General features: G+C 74.1%; 22 protein-coding genes. 15 read left to right on the forward strand and 7 right to left on the reverse strand.

Annotation, left to right across the window (positions count from 1 at the left end; all coding sequences use genetic code 11):
- Nucleotides 1-16 precede the first annotated feature (16 nt).
- The 3 genes from ACFTWP_RS32055 (at nucleotide 17) to ACFTWP_RS32065 (ending at nucleotide 2,914) form a co-directional block, all read left to right on the forward strand.
- Nucleotides 17-1,027: a TIGR04222 domain-containing membrane protein gene (locus ACFTWP_RS32055; protein WP_380268467.1), complete on the forward strand. Its 1,011-nt coding sequence runs from the start codon at nucleotides 17-19 to the stop codon at nucleotides 1,025-1,027.
- 91 nt (nucleotides 1,028-1,118) lie between these two features.
- A complete protein-coding gene (locus tag ACFTWP_RS32060; RefSeq protein WP_380268468.1) occupies nucleotides 1,119-2,063 on the forward strand; it encodes a protocatechuate dioxygenase in 945 nt (314 codons plus the stop codon).
- A gap of 80 nt (nucleotides 2,064-2,143) precedes the next feature.
- A complete protein-coding gene (locus ACFTWP_RS32065; RefSeq protein ID WP_380268469.1) occupies nucleotides 2,144-2,914 on the forward strand; it encodes a TIGR04222 domain-containing membrane protein in 771 nt (256 codons plus the stop codon).
- Between the two features lie 148 nt (nucleotides 2,915-3,062).
- On the opposite strand, the gene hemQ is transcribed toward ACFTWP_RS32065, so the two are convergent.
- The 4 genes from hemQ to ACFTWP_RS32085 are packed head-to-tail and all read right to left on the reverse strand — an operon-like array spanning nucleotide 3,063 to nucleotide 6,581.
- Nucleotides 3,063-3,803, reverse strand: coding sequence for a hydrogen peroxide-dependent heme synthase (gene hemQ, locus ACFTWP_RS32070; protein WP_380268470.1), 741 nt, complete (start codon nucleotides 3,801-3,803; stop codon nucleotides 3,063-3,065).
- Nucleotides 3,800-5,224, reverse strand: coding sequence for a protoporphyrinogen oxidase (gene hemG / locus ACFTWP_RS32075; protein WP_380268471.1), 1,425 nt, complete (start codon nucleotides 5,222-5,224; stop codon nucleotides 3,800-3,802). Before hemG ends, hemQ begins: the two co-directional genes overlap by 4 nt.
- Nucleotides 5,225-5,258: 34 nt before the next feature.
- The gene (locus ACFTWP_RS32080; protein WP_380268472.1) at nucleotides 5,259-5,846 is read right to left on the reverse strand and encodes a Uma2 family endonuclease; all 588 of its coding nucleotides are present in this window, start codon (nucleotides 5,844-5,846) and stop codon (nucleotides 5,259-5,261) included.
- A gap of 9 nt (nucleotides 5,847-5,855) precedes the next feature.
- The gene (locus ACFTWP_RS32085) at nucleotides 5,856-6,581 is read right to left on the reverse strand and encodes a YoaK family protein (RefSeq protein ID WP_380268473.1); all 726 of its coding nucleotides are present in this window, start codon (nucleotides 6,579-6,581) and stop codon (nucleotides 5,856-5,858) included.
- Between the two features lie 288 nt (nucleotides 6,582-6,869).
- Here ACFTWP_RS32085 and ACFTWP_RS32090 point away from each other — a divergent pair, with 288 nt between their 5' ends.
- From ACFTWP_RS32090 to ACFTWP_RS32120, 7 genes are all read left to right on the forward strand, one after another.
- Nucleotides 6,870-7,634, forward strand: coding sequence for a GntR family transcriptional regulator (locus ACFTWP_RS32090; RefSeq protein WP_380268474.1), 765 nt, complete (start codon nucleotides 6,870-6,872; stop codon nucleotides 7,632-7,634).
- Nucleotides 7,635-7,779: 145 nt separating this feature from the next.
- Nucleotides 7,780-8,007: a ferredoxin family protein gene (locus ACFTWP_RS32095; protein WP_371479140.1), complete on the forward strand. Its 228-nt coding sequence runs from the start codon at nucleotides 7,780-7,782 to the stop codon at nucleotides 8,005-8,007.
- 13 nt (nucleotides 8,008-8,020) lie between these two features.
- Nucleotides 8,021-9,457 carry an ABC transporter substrate-binding protein gene (locus ACFTWP_RS32100; RefSeq protein ID WP_380268475.1) on the forward strand — a complete coding sequence of 479 codons (1,437 nt, stop codon included), beginning with the start codon at nucleotides 8,021-8,023 and terminating at the stop codon, nucleotides 9,455-9,457.
- A complete protein-coding gene (locus ACFTWP_RS32105) occupies nucleotides 9,454-10,305 on the forward strand; it encodes an ABC transporter permease (RefSeq protein ID WP_380268476.1) in 852 nt (283 codons plus the stop codon). The genes ACFTWP_RS32100 and ACFTWP_RS32105 overlap by 4 nt, the downstream gene beginning before the upstream one ends.
- The gene (locus ACFTWP_RS32110; RefSeq protein WP_380268477.1) at nucleotides 10,302-11,069 is read left to right on the forward strand and encodes an ABC transporter ATP-binding protein; all 768 of its coding nucleotides are present in this window, start codon (nucleotides 10,302-10,304) and stop codon (nucleotides 11,067-11,069) included. Before ACFTWP_RS32105 ends, ACFTWP_RS32110 begins: the two co-directional genes overlap by 4 nt.
- 13 nt (nucleotides 11,070-11,082) lie before the next feature.
- A complete protein-coding gene (locus ACFTWP_RS32115; RefSeq protein ID WP_380268478.1) occupies nucleotides 11,083-13,797 on the forward strand; it encodes a fumarate reductase/succinate dehydrogenase flavoprotein subunit in 2,715 nt (904 codons plus the stop codon).
- 227 nt (nucleotides 13,798-14,024) lie between these two features.
- Complete coding sequence (locus tag ACFTWP_RS32120) at nucleotides 14,025-15,062, forward strand: DUF4349 domain-containing protein (RefSeq protein WP_380268479.1); 1,038 nt, start codon at nucleotides 14,025-14,027, stop codon at nucleotides 15,060-15,062.
- Between the two features lie 69 nt (nucleotides 15,063-15,131).
- Here the strand turns inward: ACFTWP_RS32120 and hemE are convergent, their stop codons facing one another.
- Nucleotides 15,132-16,220 carry a uroporphyrinogen decarboxylase gene (hemE, locus tag ACFTWP_RS32125; RefSeq protein WP_380268480.1) on the reverse strand — a complete coding sequence of 363 codons (1,089 nt, stop codon included), beginning with the start codon at nucleotides 16,218-16,220 and terminating at the stop codon, nucleotides 15,132-15,134.
- 145 nt (nucleotides 16,221-16,365) lie between these two features.
- Between hemE and ACFTWP_RS32130 the strand changes: the two genes are divergently transcribed.
- The 5 genes from ACFTWP_RS32130 (at nucleotide 16,366) to ACFTWP_RS32150 (ending at nucleotide 23,473) form a co-directional block, all read left to right on the forward strand.
- On the forward strand, nucleotides 16,366-17,016 hold the full coding sequence (locus ACFTWP_RS32130; RefSeq protein WP_380268481.1) for a DUF3000 domain-containing protein: 651 nt from the start codon (nucleotides 16,366-16,368) through the stop codon (nucleotides 17,014-17,016).
- A gap of 321 nt (nucleotides 17,017-17,337) precedes the next feature.
- Entirely contained in the window at nucleotides 17,338-18,054 is a 717-nt protein-coding gene (locus ACFTWP_RS32135; protein ID WP_380268482.1) for a LuxR C-terminal-related transcriptional regulator, read from the forward strand.
- Between the two features lie 498 nt (nucleotides 18,055-18,552).
- Nucleotides 18,553-19,839, forward strand: a complete 1,287-nt coding sequence (locus ACFTWP_RS32140; RefSeq protein WP_380268483.1) for an HRDC domain-containing protein — start codon at nucleotides 18,553-18,555, stop codon at nucleotides 19,837-19,839.
- A 287-nt stretch (nucleotides 19,840-20,126) separates the two neighbouring features.
- On the forward strand, nucleotides 20,127-21,344 hold the full coding sequence (locus ACFTWP_RS32145; protein ID WP_380268484.1) for a thiolase family protein: 1,218 nt from the start codon (nucleotides 20,127-20,129) through the stop codon (nucleotides 21,342-21,344).
- Nucleotides 21,345-21,346: 2 nt separating this feature from the next.
- A complete protein-coding gene (locus ACFTWP_RS32150; RefSeq protein ID WP_380268485.1) occupies nucleotides 21,347-23,473 on the forward strand; it encodes a 3-hydroxyacyl-CoA dehydrogenase NAD-binding domain-containing protein in 2,127 nt (708 codons plus the stop codon).
- Between the two features lie 207 nt (nucleotides 23,474-23,680).
- Here the strand turns inward: ACFTWP_RS32150 and ACFTWP_RS32155 are convergent, their stop codons facing one another.
- Both ACFTWP_RS32155 and ACFTWP_RS32160 read right to left on the reverse strand, forming a co-directional pair.
- The gene (locus ACFTWP_RS32155; protein ID WP_380268486.1) at nucleotides 23,681-24,115 is read right to left on the reverse strand and encodes a CBS domain-containing protein; all 435 of its coding nucleotides are present in this window, start codon (nucleotides 24,113-24,115) and stop codon (nucleotides 23,681-23,683) included.
- 147 nt (nucleotides 24,116-24,262) lie between these two features.
- Nucleotides 24,263-25,900 carry an ArnT family glycosyltransferase gene (locus tag ACFTWP_RS32160; RefSeq protein ID WP_380268487.1) on the reverse strand — a complete coding sequence of 546 codons (1,638 nt, stop codon included), beginning with the start codon at nucleotides 25,898-25,900 and terminating at the stop codon, nucleotides 24,263-24,265.
- Nucleotides 25,901-25,951 lie beyond the last annotated feature (51 nt).

Genomic DNA, 25,951 nt, shown 5'->3' on the forward strand with positions numbered 1-25,951 from the left:
ACCGGGGGAACCGCCCATGTGGCACACCACGCACCTCACCGTCCTCACCCTGCTGCTGATCGCCGCCGGCCTGTCCGCCGTCGTGACCTTCGCCCGGGCGCGGCGCCGGAGCAACCCGACCGACCTGCCCGGCACCGGGATCCCGCTGCTGGACGCGGCCTTCCTGGCCGGCGGTCCGGGCCGGGTCGTCGACACCGTGCTGGTGCGGATGCACCAGGAGGGCCGGGTGATCGTCTCGCGCGGCGGGCTGGTCACCGTCACGGCCAACACCCCGTACGACGACGTCGAGGCCGCGCTGATCGTCGCGGCCGGCGACCTGCGCCAGCGCGACCTGCCCGGCCTGCGCCGGGCGGTGATGACCTCCGACGCCGTGCAGCGGATCGGCGACCGGCTGGCCGCCCACGGGCTGATGCTCGACCCGGCTCTGCTGCGCCGGGCCCGCTCCGCCCGCCGGCGGCTCTGGCTCGTGCTGCTGGCCGTGCCGGTCTCCACGATCGCGGGCTTCGTCGTGACGAGTGGCGAGCCGGCCGCCGAGCGGCCGGTTGTGGGCGGGGTGATCGCGCTGGTGGTCGTGGGCCTGACGGTGGCCCTGGCGACCCGCCCGGGCCGGGGGCGGATCACCGCGGCGGGGCGGCGCCAGCTCTCCCAGCTGACCGGTACCACGCCGTGGCGCCCGCGGCACGGCGTGGGGATCGCGAGCGGCGCGCTGCTCGGCGTGGTCGCCCTGGAGGGGGTCGACGCGGGTCTGCCGGACGAGGAGCTGCAGGCGGCCATGCTCGCCGCGGCCCGGCCGGTCCCGGCGGTCGGCTCGCCGTCCTCGTCCTCCTCCGGGTCCAGCTGCGGCTCCGGACCGGCCACCTGGTGCGGTTCCTCCGACCCGGGCTCCTCCGGCAGCGGATCGAGCTGCGGCTCGTCCAGCTGCGGGTCCGCGTCCAGCTGCGGTTCGTCCTCGTCGAGCTGCGGGTCGTCCTCCTCCAGCTGCGGTTCCAGCTCCAGCTGCGGCGGCGGGTCGAGCTGCGGCTCGTGACTCCGGCCCGGGGCGGGCCGGTGCGACAAGTGAGCCGGCGCTCATCCGCCTCACATGCGGCCCTCATGTCGTGTTCCTAGGCTCCGTCGGTATGGGACACGATCACGAAGGCCAGCGGGTCAGCCGCCGCACCGCACTGGCGGGCATCGGCAGCATCGGTCTGGGCGCGCTGCTGGCGGCCTGCGGCCAGGGCGGCGGGGGCCGGGCGACCACCACCACCGGCGCGAGCGCCAGCGTGTCGCCGCAGTCCGCCGGCACCGCCGACCTGACCGGGCTGTTCACGGACGCCACCACCTGCACGCTGACCGCGAGCACCACCCAGGGGCCGTACTACTTCGACGCGGACAAGGTCCGCAGCGACATCCGGGAGGACCGGGACGGGCGCCGGCTGCGGCTCGCGATCCGGGTCCAGGACAGCGAGAGCTGCGCGGCCCTGCCGAACGCGGTGGTGGAGATCTGGCACTGCGACGCGGCGGGCCTCTACTCCGGCGCCGAGAGCCTCTCCTCCGGCGGCGGCGGTGCCCCGGGTGGCGGCGGCACGCCCCCGGCGGGTGCGGGCGGCACCCCGCCCGCCGGCGCACCCGGCGGGGCCCCGCCCTCGGGGATGCCCGGCGGCACCCCGCCGTCCGGCGGCCCCGGCGCGGGCGGACCGGCCGGTGGCGGGGCCGGCGCGGGCGGCGACCTGACCCCCACCGACGACAAGCGCTACCTGCGCGGCGCGCAGGTCACCGACGCCCACGGCATCGTGCAGTTCACCACGATCTGGCCCGGCTGGTACTCCGGCCGGACGGTCCACGTGCACGTGATGGTGCACGTCGGTGACGACCGCACGCTGACCACCCAGCTGATGATGGACGAGAAGCTGAACAGTGCGGTTTTCGCCAACGCGCCGTACGCCCGGCACACCGGTCGCGACACCTTCAACGACGGTGACTCCATCTACCGGCCGGGCATGCTGATGACCGTCAGCGAGGAGGGCGACGGCTATCTGGGCGTCATCACCCTTGCCGCGGACCCGGATCACAACGGCAAGTAGCCGGCCGGCGGGCGGTCACAGTTCGATATCGCGGACCGGGAACGGTTCCGCGATGGCCGGATCCGGTCTAGAACAGCCCCATGTGGTTGCTGCTCCTGATTCCGGCCTGCATCGCCGCCGTGCTCACCTGCCTGCGGCTGGTCCGGATCGCGGCGACCGCCGACGCCCTCACCGGAGTGGACGGCCCCCGTCCAGCCGAAGCCGTCGGGATCGGCCTGTACGAGACCGCGTACCTCGCCGGCGGTCCGGCCCGGGTGGTCGACCTGGCCCTGGTGCTGATGGCCTCCCGGGGCCGGCTGCACCTCGCGCACACCGGGTGGACGAGCGTGGTGGACCCGCAGGGGCGCAGCCGGCTGGAGCGGGCGCTGCTCACCGCCGTCGGCCCGGACGGCCAGTGCCGGACGGGTGAGCTGCGCCGGGCGATGGCCGCCCACCCGACGGTGATGGAGGTCGGAGCCCGGCTCGCGCTCGCCGGCCTCGCCACCCCGGCGGCGGTCCAGGAGAGCACCGCGGCGGCCGTCCGGCACGTCCGCCAGGCCCTGCTGCTCGCGCTGGTCCTCCTCGGCGCGGCGCTCACCCTGGGCTCTCCGGCGGCGGAGGACGCGGTCGCGGCCCTCGCCTGGTTCTCCCTGCCGGTGATCCTCACCTCGGGCACCCTGCTGATGGCCCGGGTCGACGTCTACCCGTACACCCGCTGGGCCTCGCCGGCCGGCCTGGAGGTCCTGCGGGAGGTCCGGGTGCCGCGCCAGGCGGTCGCGGGCGACCGGGACCGCGAGCTGCTGACCGCCGTGGCGATGACCGGTCCGGCCGCGCTCCAGGACGCCCGGCTGCGGGCGGCCCTGCGGCACTGAGCGGGCCGCGGCCGGCCTTCCGCGAACGCGCGAAGGGCGCCACCCCGAGGGCCTTCCGGCCGGGGTGGCGCCCTTCCGCACGTCGGACCGTCGCCGGCCCGGGCGACGGACGCAGCCGGTCACCCGGCCGCGGTCACCCGGCCGACCGTCAGGCCAGGCCGTTCAGCAGTTCCGCGACCGGCTTGCGGCGCCCGGTGAAGAAGGGCACCTCCTCGCGCACGTGCAGGCGGGCCCGCGAGGGACGCAGGTCGCGCATCAGGTCGACGATCCGGTGCAGCTCGTCCGCCTCGAAGGCGAGCAGCCACTCGTAGTCGCCGAGGGCGAACGAGGCCACCGTGTTGGCCCGCACGTCGGGGTAGCCGCGGGCCATCTGGCCGTGCTCGGCGAGCATCGCGCGCCGCTCGGCGTCCGGCAGCAGGTACCACTCGTAGGAGCGGACGAACGGGTAGACGCAGATGTAGTCGCGCGGCGCCTCGTCGGCGAGGAACGCGGGGATGTGCGACTTGTTGAACTCGGCGGGGCGGTGCAGCGCCATGTTGGACCAGACCGGCTCCAGGCGGCGGCCCAGACCGGTGCGGCGGAAGCGGTTGTACGCCTCCTGCAGGTCGTCCGAGTCCTCGGCGTGCCACCAGACCATGACGTCGGCGTCGGCCCGCAGCCCGGACACGTCGTAGGTGCCGCGCACCGTGACGTCCTTGGCGGCCAGCTGCGCGAACAGCTCGTCGACCTCGGCGGCCAGGGCGGCGCGGTCCTCCGGCAGGTTGTCCTTGAGCTTGAACACCGACCACAAGGTGTAGCGGATCACCTGGTTGAGGTCGCGGGCCTTCTTCTTCTCGGGCTGCTGCGCGGTGGCCTGCGCGGCCGCCTGCGGCTCAGTGCTGTCAGTCATGCGGACATTGTCCCCTCTGTCACGGGTGCCCCGGCGGCCGGGGTCAACAGCTTGTCAACGGCCGCGCGCGCGCTCGCGACGCAGGCCGGGATGCCCACTCCGTCGTACGCGGCGCCGCACAGGGCCAGTGCGCCGAGCCCCTCGGCCCGCGCGCGGATCCGGGCCACCCGGTCGAGGTGGCCGACCGGGTACTGCGGCAGGCCGCCCCGCCAGCGGGTGACCGCCGTGTCGTACGGCTTCGCCGTCAGGCCGACGGCCTCCCCGAGGTCGGCCAGCGAACGGGCGACCAGCTCCTCGTCCGGGAGGTCGAGGGCCTGCTCCTCGCGATGGCGGCCGAGCGAGGTGCGCAGCACGAAGGTGTCCGGCGCCGAACGCGCCAGCCAGTCCCACTTGTTGGAGGAGAAGGTGGACGCCTTGATCTGCCGGCCGTCCACCGGTGGCACCAGGAACCCGCTGCCGGCCGGCGGCTCGGGCAGGTCGGCGCGCCGGAAGGCCATGGTGACCAGCGCCATCCCCGCGTACTCCACCGCGGCCAGCTCGGCGGCGGCGCCGGGGGCGTCGGTGCGCAGCAGCCGGGCCGCCTCGGGCGCCGGGACGGCCAGCACCACGGCGTCGGCGTGCAGGGTCTCGCCGCCCACCACCAGCCGCCAGCCCTCGGGGGTGCGGCGCAGCTCCTGCACCGGGCTGCCGGTGCGCAGCTCGACGCCGGCCCGGCGGCAGGCGGCGACGACGGCCTGCGGCAGGGTGCCGATACCGCCGTCCAGGCCCTGGAAGACCGGTCCGGTGCTGCTCTGCGGGCGGCTCGCCAGCTCGTGCACCCCGCCCACCAGCGGGGCGCCGCTGCGGGCCAGGTCGAGCAGTTGCGGGACGGCGGCGCGCAGCGAGATCTCGTCGGCGTGGCCGGCGTAGACACCGCCGAGCAGCGGCTCGACCAGCCGGTCGACCACCTCGCGGCCGAGCCGGGCGGCCACGTACGCGCCGATCGCGACGTCGTCCCCCACCGCCGGGGCGTCCTCCTCCCGGCCGGCCCGGGCCAGGCCCTCCGGGGTGAGCACGCCGGCGGCGGCGAGGGCGTCGAGGTCGCCGGGGACGCCCATCACCTGGCCGCCGGGCAGCGGGCGCAGCGCGTCCCTGGTCCAGATCGCGGCCTTGGCGGTGCCGGGCGGCTGGAGGGAGTCGGCGAGTCCGACGGAGCGGGCCAGCGCGACCGCCTCCGGGCGGCGGGCGAGCATCGACTCGGCCCCGAGGTCGACCTTCACCCCGCCGACCTCACCGCCGCGGAGCTTCCCGCCGAGGCGCTCGGAGGCCTCCAGGAGGGTGACCGCGGCTCTCCCGCCACCACCGTCCGCCCCGCTGAGGAAGGCGGCCGCGGCGAGGCCCGCGATACCGCCGCCGATCACGACGACATGAGGTTGCGACATGCTTCGCAGTCTTGCAGAGAGCCGGGCGAAGGCCTCAATCCGTCCGCTTCCGGGCGGGCACCAGCCCGTCCAGGTCGATGGCGATCGGGAACGGGACGGGGCGCTCCAGCTTGCCGCGGAAGATCCCGGCGGGCGCGTAGGAGGAGGTGGGGGCGTCGAGCTCGTAGACGTGGACGACGGGCGCGCCGCCCTCCTCCTCGATCAGCCAGTAGTGCGCGATGCCCGCCTCGGCGTACTTGCGGACCTTGACGGTGCGGTCGCGGTGGGCGGACTCGGGGGAGACGACCTCGACGACCAGGGAGACCTCGTCGGGGGCGAACCAGGTGCGGTCCCCGTCGTAGCCCGCAGTCGTCACGATCAGGTCGGGCTCCGGCCGGTTCCGGCTGTCGAGCCTGATGGTCATCTCTCGCCCGATCCTGCTGCCGGCGGGCACCTGGGCCCTGAGGGCGATGACGAGGTCGGTGATGAGTTCACCATGCCACCAACGCTGCGGGGACATCATGAAGACGAGCGCTCCGTCGATCAGTTCGGTGTGCCGGGGCGCTTCGGTCAGCCGGTCGAGGTCGTCGGCGAACCACCCCTCGGCGCGGGGCGGTCGCATCCACTCGGGTAGCGCGCTCATGGGTTCAGACTAGCCAACCCGGGGCTCCGCCGGGGTCCGGTCCCGCGGGGTGAGGCCGAAGCCGACGGCGCACAGGAGCACCACGGCGGCGGCCACCAGCAGCGGGAGCTGCGGGCGGTGGCCGGCGGTCAGCATCCACGCGCCGAGCAGGCCGCCGACGAACATCGCGACCACGCCGGCGGCCCGCAGCAGGGCGGAGCCGGCGCCGGCGCCCCGGGCGGGATCGTGCCCGACGGCCGGGGCCAGGCCGCTGATCACCGAGGTCAGCGCGCGGGTGGTGAGCGTGGTGGGCAGTTCGGCGACCCGGGCCCGCAGGGTGGTGACGCTGCGCAGGCCCATCGCCAGGGCCGTCAGGGCGATCACCAGGTAGAGGTGTCCGGACAGCGGCTCGTCGAGGCCGCCGATCCCGCCGGCGGCCAGCCCGGCCCCGCCGAGCAGGGCCGCCTCCACGACCAGCCCGGTGACGAACCAGCGCCGCCGGCGGGCCTCCACCCTGGTCTCCAGCAGGGCCCCGGCCAGGTTGCCGACGGCGAAGGCCGCCAGCGAGACGGAGGACGCCGGCACCGACAGGCCGGCGCCGCCGGCCAGGCCGAAGGCGAGGAAGAGCATGTTGCCCGTCATCAGCGCGGTGAAGACGTGGCCGAGGGCGAGCAGGCTGACGGCCTCGACGATCCCGGTGGTCAGGGTCAGCACGATCAGCACGGCGTCGAGCGCGGCGCTGCGCCTGAGGGTCACGGCCGGTTCCTTCCCTCGTACGGCGGACCCGTCCACTCTCGCGGTCCGCCCGGGGCGGGCCCGGCATTGGGCCATGTGTGGGGGCGCCGGTCACCGGTCGCGGGTGGCGGTTCCGGTCCGGGGGCGGCGGTAGGCCCTGCTGGCGGCGCCCGCGGACGGGGCGTCAGGTGGCGTAATGCCGCGGCAACGAAAAACCCGCGGGTACGCCCCTAGGGTTCTGCCAGAACCAGCCGCCCGGCACCACCAGCCGGTACCCCGTCCCCCGTACCCAGCCCCGGAGCAGTCGCGATGACCACCGAGAACCCGCCCCGGCCGACCGGGGCCGGCCAGCCCCGCCGGCCCCGCGCGGACCGTGCCCGGCAGGTCGCCGACGTCCTGCGCCAGCAGGTGCTGAGCGAGGTGTACGGGCCCCGGCCGCTGCCGCACGAGGACGTGCTCGCGGAGGAGTTCGGGGAGTCCAGGAACACCGTCCGGGAGGCGCTGGACCTGCTGCGGACCGAGGGTCTGGTCCGGCGGGTGCCTGGCTCGGGGACGCTGGTGGTGGCGGAGAAGGTGCCGCACGGTCTGAACCGGCTGATGGGGCTCGCCGAGACCCTGCACGAGCACGGCGAGGTGACCAACGAGGTGCGCTCGTTCGGCCCGGTCCGCGCTCCCGGCCCGGTGGCCCGCCGGCTGGGCCTGCCGGAGGGCGGCGACGTGGTGTACGTCGAGCGGGTGCGGCGGCTGAACGGCCTGCCGCTGTCGCTGGACCTCACCTACCTGGTGCCCGACATCGGTGCGGCGCTGGACGCCCAGGACCTCGTCCACCAGGACGTGTTCCGGCTGATCGAGGAGGTGGCCGGGCAGCCGCTCGGCTCGGCCGACATCACGCTGGAGGCGGTGAACGCCGACGCGCACTCGGCCGACGTGCTGGAAGTCCCCCGCGGCGGCGCCCTGTTGATGCTGGAGCGGTTGACCACCCTGGCCGACGGGCGCCCGGTGGACCTGGAGTACGTGCGGTTCCGCGGCGACCGGATCACCATGCAGGGCCGGCTGCTGCGCTCGGCCCTGTGACCTGCGCGTCCTCGTCCCGCCTCCCCGCTCCTCCCTCCCCGTCACGGCGGTCACGCAGCCGTGTCCACGTCGCGGCAGTCGTGCAGCCGCATCCACGTAGCCGATCCATGTAGCCGATCCATGTAGCCGATCCACGGAGACCCCCATGGCGCTCGCCGACCACCGCTCCGACGTGCCCGTCACCATCGACGCCTCGCTCTGCATCGACGGCTGCACGCTCTGCGTGGAGATGTGCCCGCTCGACTCGCTGGCCATCGACCCGGACACCGACAAGGCCTACATGCACGTCGACGAGTGCTGGTACTGCGGCCCGTGCGCCGCCCGCTGTCCCACCGGCGCGGTCACCGTCAACATGCCCTATCTGCTGCGCTGAGGAGCGTTCCCCGATGTCACGCCGCCCGCTGTCCCACCGCCCGGCCTCCCGCCCGCTGAGACCGTCGTCGTCCCGGCGCCCGCTGCCGCTCGCCCTGCTGGCCGCCGCCGTGCTGGCCGGCCTCACCGGCTGCTCGTCCGCCGACGCCTCCGCCGGCGGCACCGTCGAGGTGGTGGTCGGGTACCAGTCGAAGACCATCAACACCGTCACCGCCGGCACCCTGCTGCGCGCCCGGGGCTACTTCGAGCAGCAGCTCGCCGCCGAGGGCAGGAAGGACGGCCGCACCTACAAGGTCAGCTGGCAGGACTACGACTCCGGTGCGCCGATCACCGCGCAGATGCTGGCCGACAAGATCGACATCGGCTCGATGGGCGACTACCCGCTGCTGATCAACGGCTCGCGGGCGCAGGAGGCCGGCGGCCCCGGCACCCGGCTGGTGTCCGTCACCGGCTACAACGCCCTGGGCGCGCTCAACAGCGTGGTGGTGCCGAACGCCTCGCCCGCGCACACGCTCGCCGACCTGAAGGGGAAGAAGGTCTCCACCTCGGTCGGCTCGGCCGCCGACGGCACCCTCGTCCAGGCGCTGCGCAAGGCCGGCGTGCAGGACACCGAGATCTCCAAGCAGAACCAGCAACCCGCCATCGGCGCCTCGGCGTTGAAGGCCGGCAGCGTGGACGCACTGGCCCAGTTCGTGGCCTGGCCCGGCCAGGTGGTCTTCGGCGGTGACGCGCGGCTGCTCTACGACGGCGCGGCGCTGGCCCGCCCCACCCTGCACGGCGTGGTGGTCCGGCAGAAGTACGCCACCGAGCACCCCGCGGTGATCGAGGCCTTCCTGCGGGCCCAGGCCGACGCCACCCGCTACCTCAACGAACAGCCGCTGGCGGCCTCCCGGCAGGTGGCCGAGGCGACCGGGCTGGCCCCCGAGGTGGTCCACCTCTACAACGGCCCGAACGGGATCGCCACCTTCGGGCTGCCGCTGCGGCCCGAGCTGCTGACCGCGCTGCGCGAGGACGTCCCGTTCCTGAAGTCGGTCGGCGTGCTGAAGGCCCTGGACCTCGACTCCTTCGTCGACCCCTCGTACCTGGCCGAGGCCGCCCTGCCGGACATCGCGCCGGCCCGGATCACCGGCACCGACGCGGTCTGCGGACAGCCGGTCACCGACCCGGCCAAGGCCGGCGAGATCTGGTTCGACGGCGAGGACGGCACCCGGCCCGCGGCCACCCCGGCCTGCCTGCTGAAGGCCGTCAAGGCGGCCGGCGGCAAGAAGATCCGGGCCGCCTACGTGCCCGACGCGACCACCGGCACCCGCTGGTTCGCCGACAAGGACCACTGGGCGCAGGACGGCGCCGAGCTGCTGCCCTTCACCACCGAGGACGGCCTGAAGGCCTATCTGGCGGCCCACCCGGGCGCGAAGCAGCTCGGCTACGAGCAAGCCCTGGCGGCGTCGTGAGCGCCACCCTCCGGCCGGCCCCGGCGACCGCCGGGGCCACCACCGCCCCCGCGGCCCGGCGGCGCCCGGCGCTCTGGCGCCGCCGGGCCGTGCGGGCCGCCTCCCTGCTGGCCTTCGTCGGGCTCTGGCAGCTGCTCACCGCCGCCAAGGTGCGGTTCTGGGTGCGCTTCGACCACCTGCCGACCGCCGTCCAGGTCTGGCAGGCCTTCGGCCGGCAGCTGGGCACCGACCAGTACTGGCAGGACCTCGCGGACAGCCTGCGCCGGATCGGCAGCGGGTTCCTGCTGGCGGCCCTGCTGGGGGTGGCGGCCGGGGTGGCGACGGCCCGCTCGCGCTGGGCCGGCGACCTGCTCGGCCCGGTGCTGGAGGTGATCCGCCCGGTGCCGGCGATCGCGCTGGTACCGGTGGCGATCATGCTCTTCCCGGACAACGAGCAGGGCATCGTCTTCATCACCTTCGCCGCCGCGTTCTTCCCGGTGACGGTCTCCACCCGGCACGCGGTGCGGGCCGTCCCGCCGCTCTGGGAGGAGGCCGTGCGCACCATGGGCGGGGGCCGGTGGCGGGTGCTGTGGAGCGTGGTGCTGCCTGGCGCCCTGCCCGGGGTGGTCGGCGGGCTGTCGGTCGGCATCGGGGTCTCCTGGATCTGCGTGATCTCCGCCGAGATGGTCTCCGGCCAGTTCGGCGTCGGCTACCGCACCTGGCAGTCGTACACCGTGCTCGACTACCCCGGCGTCTTCGTCGGGATGGCCACCATCGGCCTGCTCGGGTGGCTGACCTCGGCCGCCGTCGAACTCGCCGGCCGCCGCGTCACGCGCTGGCTGCCGGCCCGGCCCGGGAGCGCAGGATGAGCACCGCGACCGCCGTCACCCCCGCCACCGCGACCACCGGTCTGCGGCTCACCGCCCGGGGCCTGGGCCTCGGCCACGCCGGGCACCCCGTGCTGAGCGGCGTCGACCTGGACGTCGCCCCCGGCGAGGTGCTGACCGTGGTCGGCGCCTCCGGCTGCGGCAAGTCCACCCTGCTGCGGGCGCTGGCCGGCCTGCTGGCACCGACCGCCGGCGAACTCCTCGCCGACGGCGAGCCGCTGACCGGGCCGCACGCCGACCGGGCACTGGTCTTCCAGGAGGACGGCCTGCTGCCCTGGCGCAGCGCCCGCCGCAACGTCGAACTCCCGCTCGCCGTCCGCCGGGTGCCCCGCGCGCAGCGCCGCGGGCCGGCCGAGGAGTGGCTCGCCCGGGTCGGCCTGGACGGCCACCAGGACCGCCTGCCACGGCAGTTGTCCGGCGGCCAGCGCCAGCGGGTGCAACTCGCCCGGGCCCTGGTCGGCTCGCCGCGGGCCGTCCTGATGGACGAGCCGTTCGGCGCGCTCGACGCCCAGAACCGCGCCGCCATGCAGCAGTTGCTGCTCACCGTCTGGGAGCGGCTGCGCTGCACCGTGGTCTTCGTCACCCACGACGTGGACGAGGCGCTGCTGCTCGGTGACCGGGTCGCGGTGCTCGGCGGCGGCGAGGTCGCCGCCCTGCACGACGTACCGCGGCCCCGCGAGGCCGCCGCCCGTACCGACCCCGCCGTACTGCGCCTGCGCGAGGCCGTCCTCGCCGGGCTGTCCTGAAAGGCCGCTCGCCATGCCGACCACCGAAGCCCTGCGGATCCCCGACCTCACCGAGGCCCGCCACCTGACCTGCGACGTCCTGGTGGTCGGCGGCGGCACGGCCGGGTCGATGGCCGCGCTCAGCGCCGCCGAGCAGGGCGCGGACGTCCTGCTGCTGGAGAAGGCCCATGTCCGCCACTCCGGCGCGCTCGCGATGGGCATGGACGGGGTCAACAACGCCGTCGTGCCCGGCCGGGCCGAGCCGGACGACTACGTCGCCGAGATCACCCGCGCCAACGACGGCATCGTCGACCAGCGCACCGTCCGGCAGACCGCCACCCGCGGCTTCGCGATGGTGCAGCGGCTGGAGGGGTACGGGGTGAAGTTCGAGAAGGACGAGTACGGCGAGTACCAGGTCCGCCAGGTGCACCGGTCCGGCAGCTACGTGCTGCCGATGCCGGAGGGCAAGGACGTCAAGAAGGTGCTGTACCGGCAGCTGCGCCGGCGCGAGATGCGCGAGCGGATCACCATCGAGAACCGGGTGATGCCCGTCCGGGTGCTCACCTCCGGCGGCCGGGCCGTCGGAGCGGCCGGGTTCGACACCCGCAGCGGCGAGTTCGTCACCGTCTCGGCCGGCGCGGTGATCCTCGCCACCGGCCCCTGCGGCCGGCTCGGGCTGCCCGCCAGCGGCTACCTGTACGGCACCTACGAGAACCCGACGAACGCCGGGGACGGGTACGCGATGGCGTACCACGCGGGCGCCGAGCTGAGCGGCATCGAGTGCTTCCAGGTCAACCCGCTGATGAAGGACTACAACGGGCCGGCCTGCGCGTACGTCGCCAACCCCTTCGGCAGCTACCAGGTGAACCGGCACGGCGAGCGGTTCGTCGACTCCGACTACTGGTCGGGGCAGATGATGGCCGAGTTCGCCGCCGAACTGGAGTCCGACCGCGGGCCGGTGTACCTGCGCACCACCCACCTGCCGGAGGAGTCGGTGCAGGCGCTGGAGTCCATCCTGCACACCACCGAGCGCCCCAGCCGGGGCACCTTCCACGCCGGGCGGGGGCACGACTACCGCACCCACGACGTGGAGATGCACATCTCCGAGATCGGCCTCTGCGGCGGGCACTCCGCCTCCGGCGTCTGGGTGGACGAGAACGCGGCCACCACCGTGCCCGGCCTGTACGCGGCCGGTGACCTGGCCTGCGTCCCGCACAACTACATGATCGGCGCCTTCGTCTTCGGCGACCTGGCCGGCACCCACGCCACCGCCCACCTGCCCGCCGAGCGGCCCGACCTGCCCGCGGACCAGGTCAGGGAGGCGCACGCGCTGGTCTACCGTCCGCTGCGCAACCCGGACGGTCCGCCGCAGCCGCAGGTCGAGTACAAGCTGCGGCGCTTCGTGAACGACTACGTCGCTCCGCCGAAGACCGGCTCGCGGCTCTCCGTCGCGCTGGAGCACTTCGAGCGGATGCGCGGCGAGATCGCCGGCATGGGCGCCCGGACGCCGCACGAGCTGATGCGCGCCGTGGAGGTCGACTTCATCCGGGACTGCGCCGAGCTCGCCGCCCGCTCCTCGCTGGCCCGCACCGAGAGCCGCTGGGGCCTGTACCACGAGCGGATCGACCACCCCGGCAGGGACGACGACCGCTGGTTCAGCCACCTCAACGTCCGCAAGAGCCCGACCGGGGCGATGGAGTTCCTCACCCGCCCGGTCGCCCCCTACCTCGTCCCGGTGGAGGGGCTGGAACCCCCCGCGGGCGGCGCGGTCACCGTCATCGGCGAGGTGCACGCGATGCCGGTCGGGCGCACCGGTGCCACGCCCGCCGCCACCGCCGCCGACGCGGGGCCGGCCGCCGACGTCGCGGCCCCCGCCTCCCCGAAGCTGCTCGACCTGCTCCGGCTGGCCGAGGAGCAGCCGACCCTGGAGCGGCTGCTCCCCTATCTCGGCGACCCGGCGGCGGACGTGCGCCGCACCACCGTGAGTGTCCTCACCGAGGCCGCGCCCGAGGGCACCGGCCCCGAACTCGCCCGCGCGCTGGCCGATCCGGACGCCTCGGTACGGGCGGCGGCGGTCGCCGGACTGCGCGAACTGGTCGAGGTGCTGGACGGCGCCGCGCTCGCCGGGCCGCTGCGACTGGCCGCCGACTCCCCCGACCCGGTCGTCCGGGCCGGCGCCCTGGACGTCGCCCGTTCGCTGCGGACGGGCTCCGCCGGGCTGTTCGCCGCCGCGCTGGCCGACCCCGAGGTCCCGGTGCGCCTGCAGGCGGTGCACGGCCTGGTCTCGCTGGACGCCGTGGAGGCCCTGGCGGGGGCGGCCGGCGACGGCTCCCGCGAGGTGCGGGTGGCCGTCGGCGAGGGTCTCGGCACCGTCGGCGACCCGACGGCCGCGCCGGCCCTGGTCCGGCTGGCCGCCGACCCGGACCCGCTGGTGCGGGCGGCCGCCCTCCAGGGCGCCGCCGGGATCGGCTGCCCGCCGCCGCTCGCCGCCCTGGCCGCGGCCCCGGACGAGGCCTGGCAGGTCCGCCGGGCGGCGGCCACCGCGCTGGGCCGCACCGGCACGGCGGGGCTGGCGCCCCTGCTGGCGCTGCTCGCCGACGAGCACATGGACGTCCGCAAGGCCGCCGTCCGCGCGCTGGCCCCGCTGGCCGCCGACCCGGCCGTGGCCGGGGCCCTGCGCGAGCGCCTCGCCGACTCCGACGCCGACGTCCGTGCGTACGCCCGGATCGCCCTGCGTCCCGCTGCCTGAAGGACGCCGCGCGGGCGGCTGCCCCGGGCACGGGCGGCCCGAGGGCCGGCGCCCGCCCGCGGCATTTCGGGTACTCCGACGGAAAAGGAACGGCCGAGGCCCGGCCGCCGCCGACCCGTGACCGAGTTGCGATCTCCCGGGTGGATCCCGACGCGCCGTCAGCACGTCGAATGGATCGGAGCGCCCGTAGGGGGCGGCTCGGATCGGGAGCGGGGAGGGCCTTGCGCATGGGAGCAACACGGCACAGACCGGGGGCGCTGGCGGCAGGGGTGCTCGCCGCCGCCCTGCTGATCGGCGGCTGCGCCGCCGAATCGGGCGGCCGGTCGTCGGCGGACTCGGCCAAGGCGCCGGCCCAGGCGCAGGCGCCCCAGGCGCCCGCCGCCGACGGGGGCGAGAAGGCCGGCGCCGCGCCGGCCGCCGGGGCGGCCCCGGGCGCGGGCGGCTCGGCCGAGAAGCCGGTGGCGGTGCCGACCGCCGACAGCCGGCTGATCGCGTACACCGCGCAACTGACGCTGGTGGCCAAGGACATCGACCAGACCCTGGCCGACGCCCGGGTGCTGGCGGCCGCGGCCGGCGGGTACGTCGGCAAGGAGGCGGTGAGCGGTTCGGCGGGCAGCGGCGGTCCGTCCGGCGAGCAGGACAGGAGCGCCGTGCGCGGCGAGCTCGTCCTGAAGGTTCCCTCCGCCTCCTACCAGCGGACGCTGGACCAGCTGGCCGCTCTGGGCCGCGTGGTCTCGCGCAACAGCCAGGCGGACGACCTGACCCAGCAGGCGGTGGACGTGGCCAGCCGGGTGCAGAGCCAGCAGGCCAGCGTGGAGCGGGTCCGGGCGCTGATGGCGCAGGCGAAGACGCTGGCCGAGGTGGTCTCCCTGGAGGCCGAGCTCAGCCGCCGGCAGGCCGACCTGGAGTCGCTGCAGAAGCAGCAGCAGGAGCTGACGGCCAAGACCTCGCTGTCGACCATCACGCTGGAGCTGCGCCGGGAGGCGTCCGCGCCGCCGCCGACCGAGGCGGCGAAGAAGAAGGACGGCTTCTGGCACTCGGTCGGCGGCGCGCTGGGCGGCGGCTGGCACGTGCTGTCCGTGATCGTGCGCGGCCTGCTGATCGCGCTGGCGGCCGTCGCGCCGTTCCTGCTGGTGCTGGCGCCGCTGGGCTGGATGCTCTGGTTCCTCGGCCGCCGGCGGCGGGCCGAGCGGGCTGCCGCCGCGGAGCGGCCCCGGCCGCAGGACCCGTGGTCGGCGCCCGGGGACGGCCCCGATGCCGGCTGACCGACGGCGGTGATCATCAGTGGGCCGGGCGGCCGACCGTGAGGCCCGCCGCCCGGCACCGCCGGCGGGTCAGCGCGCGCTGGCCTCGTGCACGAAGGCGACCAGGCGGCTGAGCGCGTCCGGGTCCATGCTCGGCAGCACGCCGTGGCCGAGGTTGAAGATGTGGCCGCTGGTGCCGAGCGCCTGGGCGGCGTGCAGCACCTCGCGGGCCTTGGTCTCCACCGCGTGGGTCGGGGCGAAGAGGACGGCCGGGTCGAGGTTGCCCTGCAGGGCCTTGCCGTGGCCGACCCGCTCGGCGGCGACGTTCAGCGGCACCCGCCAGTCGACCCCGACCACGTCGGCGCCGGCCTCGCCCATCAGCCCGAGCAGCTCGCCGGTGCCGACCCCGAAGTGGATCCGGGGCACCCCGTACCCGGCCACGGCGTCGAAGACCTTGGTGCTGGACGGCATGACGGAACGGCGGTAGTCGTCCGGGGCGAGCGCACCGACCCAGGAGTCGAACAGCTGGACGGCCGAGGCGCCGGCCTCGATCTGCACCTTGAGGAAGGCGGAGGTGATGTCGGCGAGCCGGTCGACCAGCTCGGCCCACAGCTCCGGCTGGCCGTACATCATGGCCTTGGTGTTCTCGTGGTTCTTCGACGGCCCGCCCTCGACCAGGTAGCTGGCCAGCGTGTACGGGGCGCCCGCGAAGCCGATCAGCGGGGTGGAGCCGAGCTCGTCGACGAGCAGGCCGACCGCCTCGGTGATGTAGGGGACGTCGTCGGGCTCCAGGTTCCGCAGCCGCTTGAGGTCCTCGCGGGTGCGGATCGGGTCGGCGATGACCGGGCCGATGCCCGGCTTGATGTCGACGTCGATGCCGATCGCCTTGAGCGGGACGACGATGTCGCTGAAGAAGATCGCGGCGTCCACCCGGTGCCGGCGCACCGGCTGGAGGGTGATCTCCTTGACCAGCTCGGGCCGCATGCAGGACTCCAGCATGGGGATGCCCTCGCGGACCTTGAGGTACTCCGGCAGCGAGCGCCCGGCCTGGCGCATGAACCACACCGGGGTGTGCGGCACCGGCTCGTGCCGGCACGCGCGCAGGAACGCTGAGTCGTACGCGGCGCCGCGGCGCACGGAGGGCTGCTGACCGGTGGTGTCTGCCGTTGTCTCGCTCACGGTCCAAATCTTCGCACGCCCCCGGCCGCGACTCCCCGCCCCCGGGTGGTACGAAGCTCCAACATTGCCCTCCGAACGGGCCTCGGCACGCCGCACAAACGGAAGTTGCGGGAATTGCGGCGCCGTCCGACCTAGTCTTCGGGTCATGGCAGCGGTCGGCGGGCACCCCGCACAAGGTGGAGGAACGGGCAAGGAGTCGGCGCCGATCGAGTTCCGCGAGGCGGTCGAGGCGCTGAGCGGAGCGAGGCTCCGGCCCGAGGTGCAGCTCTCCCCTGCCCCGGCACCGCGCCGGCTGGCCCCGTACGCGTTCGCGCTGACCGCGGCGGTCGAGGTGGACGGCGAGGAGCTGGCGGACGGTCGGATCGTGCTGCTGCACGACCCCGCGGGCCAGGAGGCCTGGCACGGCGACTTCCGGGTGGTCACGATGACCCGGGCCGAGCTGGAGCCGGAGATGGCGGGCGACCCGATGCTGTCCGAGGTCGGCTGGGCCTGGCTGCTGGACGCGTTGCAGGCGCACGGCGCCGGCTACGCGGAGGCGGGCGGCACGGTCACCAGGTGCGCCTCGCAGTACTTCGGCGCGCTGGCGGACCGGCCGTCCTCGACCGAGATCGAGATCCGGGCGTCCTGGACGCCCTCCGACGGGCGCTTCGAACGGCACCTGGCGGCCTGGGGCGAGCTGCTCTGCGCGAGCGCCGGCCTGCCGCCCGTGCCCTCCTCGCCGCAGAACTCCCCGGACACCCCGTCACTCGGTGGAGTGGTCCCGATGCCCGCGCGGCGCCGTCCGCGTTCGCACTGAGGAGTGACGCCCGGCCGCAGGTGGCCCGACCTCGGCAAAAGCCACTCCCAAGGCTGACGGAGTGTGACTTCCGCCCCGTTCTCCGTCAATTCACCGACGCGAGTCGATCAAGGCATGCCAGAAACTGATCGATTTTGTGCGATTTCGAAGCATGTCGCATCAGTCCTCCGCGCGGTTTGTCCGTATTGTTACTCACTAAATCGTGATCTTTCGCTAAAGCCGGGCACGGTTGTTGCCGAAGCAGACTGTGACCCTTTCCAAACGCGGAACACTCCGACCGCCCCATCGGGGTTCCGTCCGCCACTCCCCGCAGGAGGCCTGGTGTCGGTCCTTCTTGAGCACCCCGCAAACGTGGTCGCCTACCGTCCGACGAAGCCCACCGCCATGGTGGTCATCGCTGATCCCCGAGTCCGAAACACCGTCACCCGCCACCTGTGGGCGCTCGGCGTCCGGGACGTCATCGAGGTCTCCTCGATCGCCGAGGCCCGCCCCCGGGTCTCCACGCCCCGAGACATCTGCGTCGCAGACGTCCACCTCCCGGACGGCTCCGGGCTGACCATCCTCGCCGAGACCCGCGCCGCGGGCTGGCCCAACGGTCTCGCGCTCTCCGCCGCCGACGACATCGGCGCGGTCCGCAGCGCCCTCGCCGGCGGCGTCAAGGGCTACGTGGTCACCGGTACCCGTACCAACATCGCCATGCCGGGTCGACCCGGCCTACCCATCGGAGCCGGCGGCCTCGCCGGCCGGATGCGGCGCCCCGGCATGTCGGGAGTCCCCGGAACGGCCGGAGCTCCCGGCGCCCCGGGTGCTCCCGGTGCGCCCGGGACGCAGCAGTCCGCCTACCGGGAGCTCTCCGGCCGCGAGGTCGAGGTCCTGCGACTGGTGGCGGAGGGCCAGTCCAACAAGGCGATCGGAGTCGCCATGGGCCTGTCCGCCCTCACCGTGAAGAGCCACCTCGCCCGGATCGCCCGCAAGCTGGGCACCGGCGACCGGGCCGGCATGGTCGCGGTCGCGCTGCGCACCGGCATCATCCACTGACCCACCCGCACGACCGCGGCGGCGGCCCGGAGGAACGTTTCCTCCGGGTCGCCTCTTTTTTGGGCGTCTCTCGCCGCCGGGGCCCTCCGACCCGGCGCCGACGGTCGTCGCTCCCGCACTCCCTCCTTCGTCGGTCGCTTCCTCGCTCTCTTCCTTTCGGCACCGGCGGGCCCCTTTGGCTCGGACGCGGTCCGTACGGGGTCGGGTCAGGACAAGGGCGTGGGGGGTCGGGTCAGGGCGGGGCCGTACGGAGTCGGGGGCGGCGGTTCGGTGCCGTTCCCCGGCAGCGATCAGGACAGGGTGTACCGGGTCGGGGCCTCCGGGGCCGCCTTGCCCGGATTTCGGGGGCCCGTGGGGCCTCTGGGTGGGGTGGGGCGGTCCGATCGCGGCGGTCGGTGGCGGAAGGCGATCAACCGGATTTCCGGTGGCATATCCCTGAACGCGGTCTGACCAGTCCGACAACACTCCCGCCGGCGGGGGTCGTCGTACCCTTGGGGGGTGACCGACGCCGTAGCAGCCATCCCAGAAGAGACAGCCCCGGTCCCGCTCCTCGAACCGCGGGAGGGAATCCCCCCGGTCGTGACGGACGCGGAGGCTCTCGCCGCGACCGTCGCCGCGTTCGCGGCGGGTACCGGGCCGGTCGCCGTGGACGCCGAGCGGGCCTCCGGCTACCGCTACGGGCAGCGTGCGTACCTGATCCAGCTGCGGCGTGCCGGGGCCGGCACCGCGCTGATCGACCCGATCGCCTGTCCCGACCTCAGCGGGCTCGGCGAGGCGCTGGCCGACGCGGAGTGGGTGGTCCACGCGGCCACCCAGGACCTGCCGTGCCTGGCCGAGGTGGGCATGAAGCCGCGTCTGCTGTTCGACACCGAGCTGGCCGGCCGGATCGCCGGGTTCCCCCGGGTGGGCCTGGGGCCGATGACCGAGAGCGTGCTGGGCCTGACGCTGGCGAAGGAGCACTCGGCGGTGGACTGGTCCACCCGCCCGCTGCCCGAGCCGTGGCTGCGCTACGCCGCCCTGGACGTCGAGGTGCTGGTCGAGCTGCGGGACGCACTCGAACGGGAGCTGGACGCCCAGGGCAAGCTCGGCTGGGCCATGGAGGAGTTCGCGTCGATCGCGAACGCCCCGAAGCCGGCCCCCCGGGTCGACCCCTGGCGCCGCACCTCGCAGCTGCACAAGGTCCGCCGGCGCCGGCAGCTGGCGGTCGTCCGCGAACTCTGGCTGGCCCGGGACCGGATGGCGCAGGACCGCGACGTGTCCCCCGGCCGGGTGCTGTCGGACGCCGCGATCGTCAACGCGGCGCTGGCCGTCCCGCTGAACCTCGCCGCCCTGCAGGCCGTCCAGGGCTTCGGCCCCCGGGTGCACCGGCGCCAGCTGGAGCAGTGGCTGGCCGCGGTCCAGCGCGCCCGGGAGATCCCGGAGGCGCAGCTGCCGCCGCCGTCCGCCCCGCACGAGGGCCCGCCGCCGCCGCGCGCCTGGGCGGAGAAGGACCCGGTCGCCGCCGCCCGGCTGTCCGGGGCGCGGGCCGCGGTGGGCGAGCTGGCCGAGAAGCACAGTCTGCCGCCGGAGAACCTGATCACTCCCGACCTGGTGCGCCGGGTCTCCTGGGAGCCGCCGGCGGGCCCGACGGCGGAGAACGTGGGGGCCGCGCTGCGCGCGCTGGGCGCCCGGCAGTGGCAGGTGGACCTGGTCGCCCCGGTGGTGGCCGCGGCCTTCGTCAGGGCCGCCACCCAGCCGGCCGAGCAGCCGCCCGCCGAGGAGCAGCCGGAGCAGCCCGCGCCGTGAGCGGGTGCGTGATCACCGGGAGGACGGGGACGCCGTGACGGCGTCCCCGTCCTTCTTCGTGAGCGGGTCCGGGCGGCGCCGCGGGCGGGCCCGGCGCGGGTGGCCCGCGTGGCGGCGGGGCGGGCCGGGGTCGATCGGGGAACGTGGCGGGGGACACACCCCGCCATCGGGGTGCTGGGCCTGGGCAAGTTAGTTACCGGCGGGTAGCATGGCCGTGAAGCAGCGCCGCCGCCGTTGACCACGCCGGCCTGCCCAATCATCCGTTGGTCCCTGGGAGGAGAGCCCCCGTGCCTCGTACCGCGAGGGATGTCGTCTTTGTCGATGGCGTCCGCACCCCGTTCGGCAAGGCAGGCCCGAAGGGCATCTACCACGAGACCCGCGCCGACGACCTGGTCGTCAAGTGCATCCGGGAACTCGTGCGTCGTAACCCGAGCCTGCCCGTCGAGCGCATCGACGAGGTCGCGATCGCGGCCACCACGCAGATCGGCGACCAGGGCCTGACGATCGGCCGCACCGCCGCGCTGCTCTCCGGTCTGCCGAAGTCCGTCCCGGGCTACTCGATCGACCGCATGTGCGCCGGCGCCCTGACCGCCGTCACCGCGACCGCGGGCGGCATCGCCTTCGGCGCGTACGACGTCGTCGTGGCCGGCGGTGTCGAGCACATGGGCCGCCACCCCATGGGTGAGGGCGTCGACCCGAACCCGCGCTTCGTCTCCGAGAAGCTCGTCGACGAGTCCGCGCTGTTCATGGGCATGACGGCGGAGAACCTGCACGACCGGTTCCCGCACATCACCAAGGCGCGCTGCGACGCCTACGCGGTGCGCTCGCAGGAGAAGGCCGCCAAGGCGTACGCCAACGGCGACATCCAGCCGGACCTGGTGCCGGTCTCGATCCGCAACAGCAACCCCGACGCCGGCGAGACCGGCTGGGGCCTGGCGACCACGGACGAGCCGATGCGCCCGGGCACCACGATGGAGTCCCTGGCCGGCCTCAAGACCCCGTTCCGCCCGCACGGCAACATCACCGCGGGCAACTCGGCCGGTCTGAACGACGGTGCCACCGCCTCGCTGCTCGCCGCCGAGGACGTGGCCGAGGAGCTCGGCCTCCCGGTCAAGATGCGCCTGGTCTCGTACGCCTTCGCGGGTGTCGAGCCCGAGGTCATGGGCATCGGCCCGGTGCCGGCGACCGAGAAGGCGCTGGCCAAGGCCGGTCTGACGATCGACGACATCCAGGCCTTCGAGGTCAACGAGGCCTTCGCCGTCCAGGTGCTGGCCTTCCTGGACCACTACGGCATCGCGGACGACGACGAGCGGGTCAACCCGTTCGGCGGCGCGATCGCGTTCGGCCACCCGCTGGCCTCCTCCGGCGTGCGCCTGATGAACCAGCTGGCCCGCCGCTTCGAGCAGCGTCCGGACGTCCGGTACGGCCTCACCACCATGTGCATCGGCTTCGGCATGGGCGGCACCATCATCTGGGAGAACCCGCACTTCGAGGGTGGTAAGTAAACGTGAGCACCACTGAGCTGCTGAAGCGCGCCGCCGAGCTGTTCCCCGGCGAGGTCGTCACCTCGGCGCACGTACGCCACCTGGACCTGCCCCTGCAGGCCGGCCGGCTGGCGCTGATCACCCTGGACAACGGCTTCGACCACACCAAGCCGACCACCTTCGGCCCGGGCTCGCTGGCCAAGCTGTCCGAGGCGCTGGACCAGGTCGAGGCCGAGGCCGCCGAGGGCGCGATCGTCGCCGTCGCGATCACCGGCAAGCCGTTCATCTTCGCGGTCGGCGCCGACCTCAAGGGCGTCGAGGTGCTCAAGGAGCACAGCGACGCACTCGCCATCGGCAAGGGCGGTCACGACGTCTTCAAGCGGATCGCCGCGCTGCCCGTCCCCAGCTTCGCCTTCTACAACGGCGCGGCGATGGGCGGCGGCGTCGAGGTCGGCCTGCACTGCAGCTACCGCACGGTCAGCACCGGCGTCCCGGCGTTCTCGCTGCCCGAGGTCTTCCTGGGCCTCGTCCCCGGCTGGGGCGGCTGCACCATCCTGCCGAACCTGATCGGCCCGTCCAAGGCGATCAAGGTCATCATCGAGAACTCGATGAGCCAGAACAAGCAGCTGCGCGGCAAGGACGTCTTCGACCTCGGCATCGCCGACGCGATCTTCGAGCCGGCCGACTTCCTGGAGCAGTCGCTGCTGTGGGCCTCCAAGGTGCTCACCGGCGCGACCGCCGTCGAGCGCGAGGAGATCGACCGCGGCAAGGCCTGGGACGACGCCGTCGCCTGGGGCCGCCTGATCGCCGACTCCAAGGTGCACGGCGCCGCCCCGGCCGCCTACAAGGCGCTGGACATCATCCAGCAGGTCAAGGACGCCGACCTGCAGGCCGGCTTCGACGCCGAGGACGTGGCGCTGGCCGACCTCATCATGAGCGGTGAGCTGCGGGCCGGCCTGTACGCCTTCAACCTGGTGCAGCGCCGGGCCAAGCGTCCGTTCGGCGCGCCGGACAAGGCGCTGGCCCGCCCGGTCACCAAGGTCGGCGTCGTCGGCGCGGGCCTGATGGCCTCCCAGCTGGCGCTGCTGTTCGCCCGCCGCCTCCAGGTGCCGGTGGTCCTCACCGACATCGACCAGGAGCGCGTCGACAAGGGCGTCGGCTACGTCCACGCCGAGGTCGACAAGCTGCTGGCCAAGGGCCGGATCAACCCGGACAACGCCAACCGCCTCAAGGGCCTGGTCACCGGCTCGCTCGACAAGGCCGCGGCCTTCGGCGACGCCGACTTCGTGATCGAGGCCGTCTTCGAGGAGATCGGCGTCAAGCAGAACGTCTTCGCCGACCTGGAGGCCGTGGTCTCGCCGACCTGCGTGCTGGCCACCAACACCTCCTCCCTCTCGGTCACCGAGATGGCGTCCAAGCTGAAGCACCCCGAGCGGGTCGTCGGCTTCCACTTCTTCAACCCGGTCGCGATCCTCCCGCTGCTGGAGATCGTCCGGGCGGAGGAGACCGACGACGCCTCGCTGGCCACCGCCTTCGGGGTCGCCCGGAAGCTGAAGAAGACGGCCGTCCTGACCAAGGACGCCCCGGCGTTCGTGGTGAACCGGATCCTGCTGCGCTTCATGGACGCGATCCAGGGCGCCATCGACGAGGGCACCCCGATCGAGACCGTCGAGAAGGCCGTGCTGCCGCTCGGCCTGCCGATGTCCCCGATCGTGCTGCTGGAGCTGGTCGGCCCGGCCATCGCCCTGCACGTGTCGGAGACCCTGGCCGCGGCCTTCCCGGAGCGGTACACCGTCTCCGAGAACCTCGGCAAGCTGGTCAAGGCCGGCAAGCGCGGCTTCTACGTCTGGCAGGACGGCCAGCAGGTGCTGGACCCCGAGGTCCTGGCGCTGCTGTCGTTCGGCGACACCGTGCTGACCGAGGAGCAGGTGCTCGCCCGCGCCCTCGACGCGGTGGCGCAGGAGATCGGCCTGATGCTCGACGAGGGCGTCGTCGGCGAGGCGCAGGACATCGACCTCTGCATGATCACCGGCGCCGGCTGGCCCTTCCACCTGGGCGGGATCACCCCGTACCTGGACCGTGAGGGCGTCTCCGAGCGGGTGAACGGCAAGAAGTTCCTGGCCCCCGGCCTGGCCTCCGTCCCGGCCTGAGCCTGACGCGGCACCGTACGGCGGAGCGCCGGTGACCCCCTCGCGGGTGGTCACCGGCGCTCCTGTCGTCTCCCCGGCCGCCGGGCCGGGCGCTCCGCGCCACGCGGCCGTCAGGGGCCGCCGCGGGCACCGCCCGGGCCCGGACCGCCGACCCGCGCCTCGTACAGCCGTCAGGGGCTGCGCAGGGGGCCGGCCGGGGCGCCGGGGTCAGCGCTTCATGTAGACGCTGTCCATGAACTCGACGATCTGCCGGTCGGTGAGGTGGTTGCCCTCCCGGTGGCCCATCGCGATGTCGGCCTCGCTGATCATGCCGACCAGCTGCTCCTCGTGGATCACCGGGATCCGGCGGATCTGGTGCTGCTCCATCTTCTTGAGCACCACGTCGATGTCGTCGTCGGCTCGCACGCAGTGCAGGTGCCCGCCGAGGTCCTTGGCCATCATCATCGACGGGTCCTTGCCCTCGGCGATACATCGCACCACGATGTCCCGGTCGGTGATGATGCCGCTGAGCTTCTGGTCCGCGCCGCAGATCGGCAGCGCGCCCACCCCCATGTCGCGCATCATCCGGGCGGCGTCGGCCAGACTCTGGTCGGCGCGGACGCACTGGGCACCACCGTGCATGATGTCACGGGCTGTAGTCACTGGAGTGTCCTCCTCGATCGGCCCCCGCGGTCCGGCTCACAGGTCACCAGGGGCCCCGGACCGGGGGCTCTGCGTGATGATGCGATCACCATAAGCAGCATTCCGGGAGGCGGCGAGTGGATCAGCCGGCGGCCGGGCGGGGAGGCTCTAACGCTTGAGGCGGTAGACCACCGTGTCGGTGAAGACGCCGACCATCTCGTAGTGGGTCTCCAGCAGGTTCTCGATCCGGGGCACCAGGAACGGCTGGTAGGGCGCCGGGCCGGAGTCGTCCACGACGATCTCGGGCAGCCCGTTGGCCAGCAGCTCGGCGTCGAAGGTCTGCCAGGCACCGGTCACGCTGTACTTCTCGCCGACGTTCTGGCCGCCGTCCTTGCCGCCGCTGAAGTTGGTCAGGAACCCCGCGGTCAGGTAACGGGTGGCCGGCCGGCGGTCGGCCAGCCAGTACAGCTCCGGGTGCATGCCCCAGACCAGCACGGTGTCCTTGGGCGTGGTCTGGGCCGCGACGGCGGTGGCGACCTCGGTGGTGCGGTCCAGCCGCTCCCCCGGCCAGGCGACGGCGAGCACCCAGAAGGTGGTGGCGGCGACCGTGCTGTAGACCATCACGGGCTTCCAGCGGATCGCCGAGGTGGAGACCGCGCCGACGCCGAGCAGCACCAGCGGCGGCATCAGCTGGAGGTAGTAGTGGCCGAAGAAGTGGAAGCCGACGCTGACCGCCACCACCGAGGAGAGCAGCCAGACCCACAGGTCGGCGGTCGACCCGCGCTCCTCGCCGGCGGCCGGCAGCGGCCGGCGGCGGTACTTGAGCCAGAGCCGGTGGCCGAGCGGCAGCACCAGGCCGAGGCCGGCGCCGAGCAGGATCGCCGAGTTGCCGAGCGCCCGGCCGGTCATCTGCACCAGGTCGCCGCCGAACGAGGCGTAGTCGCCGCTGCCGGTGACCACCCAGAACAGGAAGCCCTTCGGCTTGGTGAGGATCACCGCGACCAGCGCTATCGGCAGCGCGAAGCCGAAGCCGATCTTGAACAGGGCCGGCATCCAGCGCACGCCGCGTCTGCGGCTGTCCTGGAACAGCATCCAGAGCACCGGCAGCATCACCGCGCCGCCGGTCTGCTTGGTGAGCGAGCAGAGCGCCACCGCGATGCCCGCGGCCAGCCAGCGGCGCCGCTCGGCGTACCGGAAGGCGGCGACCATGGCGGGCAGCATGAAGACCTCGAAGGTCGCCGCCTGGGTGTCCTCCGGGGAGAGTCCGATGGACAGCAGCAGGTACAGCACGCCGGCCGCGGCGCCGGCCCGGTTGCCCCGGGTCGACGGGCGGGCCGGCGCCGAGAGCGAGGAGCTCCCGGTGCGCGGATCCGGCGCGGTGCCGGCCGGGGGGGCCGGCGCACCGGGCCGCTCGGCGGCGGGCGGAGCGGTCGAGCCGCCCCAGCGTCCGCGGGCGATCGAGGCCAGCATGATCGCCGTGACCAGGTGCGCGACTATCGCGAGGGTGCGCAGCGGCCAGAGCGAGAGCGAGCCGAAGACCGTGAAGCAGGCCTCGTACAGCCAGGGCAGCAGCGGGGGCTTGCGGTCCACCACGGTGTCGTAGAGGACGCCGCCGTCGGCCAGCATCCGGGCCTGGGTGGCCAGGAAGCCCTCGTCGGGGCTCCAGACCGGCCGCAGGAACGACGGGATGTGGGTGACGGCGGCCAGCAGTGCCAGGACCGGGACCAGCCGCGTCCAGTAGCCCGTGCGCACACGTGCGAGCAGCGGCTCGGTGAGCGCGGCGAGTCGTCGGTTGGTGGTCGGCACGAAGGACAACCTACCCGGCGGGGCCGGCACGAGGAGTGCCGGTCCCGCCTT

This window comes from Kitasatospora sp. NPDC057015, assembly GCF_042673745.1.
Lineage (GTDB): Bacteria > Actinomycetota > Actinomycetes > Streptomycetales > Streptomycetaceae > Kitasatospora.